Here is a 1,487-nt window from a genome sequence, read left to right as displayed (position 1 = left end):
AGCCCAGCACCATCTCGAAGCCGCCGCCCAATGCAAAGCCGTTGACGCGGGCGATCACGGGCACATCGAGCGTCTCGCGCAGCGCGATGCCGCCGAAGCCGCCAGGGCGTGCCGCGGCCCAGTATTCGACGCCCTTGAGGTTCGAGGTGTTCTTCAGGTCGGCGCCGGCACAGAACGAGCGCTCGCCCGCACCGGTGAGCACCACCGCACGGATGTCGTCGCGCGATTCGATCTCGGTCCAGATGCGCTGCAGCTCGGCCTCGGTCGGCAGATCGACCGCGTTGAGCACATCGGGGCGGTCGATGGTGACGGTGGCGACATGGTCGACCACTTCAAAGAGGACGCTCATGCGTCGGCCTCTTCGATCAATGCACGCGCCTCGGCCAGCACTTCGGCCGTGTGTTGCCCGAGCCGCGGCGGCTCGCGCCGCAGGCCGGCCTTGGCGCCCGACATCTGGATCGGGCTGGCGATGAATTTCAGCGGACGGCCCGACGACGAACCGGCTTCGAGAATCATCGCGTTGTGCAGCGTCTGCGGATCGACCAGCGCCTCGCGCATATCGCGCACCGGGGCCGAGAGCAGGTCCTGCTCTTCGAGCTTCGCCAGCCAATGGTCGCGCGTGTTGCTCGCAAAGCGCTCATGGAAGATCGCATGCAGCGCGGCCTTGTTCGTGAACTGCGCCGACAGCGTGGCATAGCGCGCGTCGAGAGACAGGTCGTCGAGCCCCAGCGCCGTGCAGATGTCGCGCAGCGGATTGGCCTTGAACGCGCCCACCAGCACCAGCGGCCCGGTCTGCGTGTCGAACACGCCAGAAAGCGGCATCGCGGCCCAGTTCACTTCGGAGTCTTCCATCATCACCATGGCCGCCTCTTGCATCTGCATCGCAAGCATGGAGTTGTAGAGCGACACCGAAATCTTCTGGCCCTCGCCCGTGCGCTCGCGCTGCAGCAGCGCCAGCAAAATGCCCTGCACCATGTGCATGCCGGCGGTGTAGTCGGCCAGCGCCGTCGGGTAGATCGACACCGGCACCGATGCGTCGGCGCGCCGCGCCATCACGCCGGTGAGCGCCTGCGCGAGCACGTCCTGCCCGCCCTTGTGCGCGTAGGGACCGGTCTCGCCGAAGCCCGTGCCCACCGCGTAGACGATGCGCGGGTTCAGCCGCCTGCAGTCTTCGTAGCCCAGCCCCAGCCGCTCCATCACGCCAGCGCGGAAGTTGTTGGTGACCACGTCTGCGCCGGCGATCAGGGCCTTCACCAGTTCCATCTGCGCCGCGTCGCGCAGGTCGATTTCCACGCTGCGCTTGTTGCGGTTGAGGCTGCAGAAGATCGGGTTGTCGTTGCCCGCCACTGGCGCAAAGGTCGAGCGGCTCAGGTCGCCCGCGCCCTTGCGCTCGATCTTGATCACGTCGGCGCCATGGTCGGCCAGCATCTGCGTGCAGACCGGGCCCATCATCACCTGCGTGAAGTCGATGATGCGGATGCCGTCCA

2 protein-coding genes are annotated in these 1,487 nt (G+C 67.0%); both read right to left on the bottom strand.

The window, feature by feature from the left end; translation table 11 throughout:
- A partial coding sequence (locus ACSFA3_RS23030; protein ID WP_435507771.1) for an enoyl-CoA hydratase-related protein occupies positions 1-349 on the bottom strand: 349 nt, incomplete at its 3' end.
- Positions 346-1,479 carry a CaiB/BaiF CoA transferase family protein gene (locus ACSFA3_RS23025; RefSeq protein ID WP_435507772.1) on the bottom strand — a complete coding sequence of 378 codons (1,134 nt, stop codon included), beginning with the start codon at positions 1,477-1,479 and terminating at the stop codon, positions 346-348. The genes ACSFA3_RS23025 and ACSFA3_RS23030, both read right to left, overlap by 4 nt.
- Positions 1,480-1,487: the final 8 nt, after the last annotated feature.

Source organism: Variovorax glucosi (genome assembly GCF_051216695.1).
GTDB lineage: Bacteria > Pseudomonadota > Gammaproteobacteria > Burkholderiales > Burkholderiaceae_C > Variovorax.
Note: the sequence above shows the minus strand (reverse complement) of the source record. Positions and strands in the feature narration are given on the sequence as shown.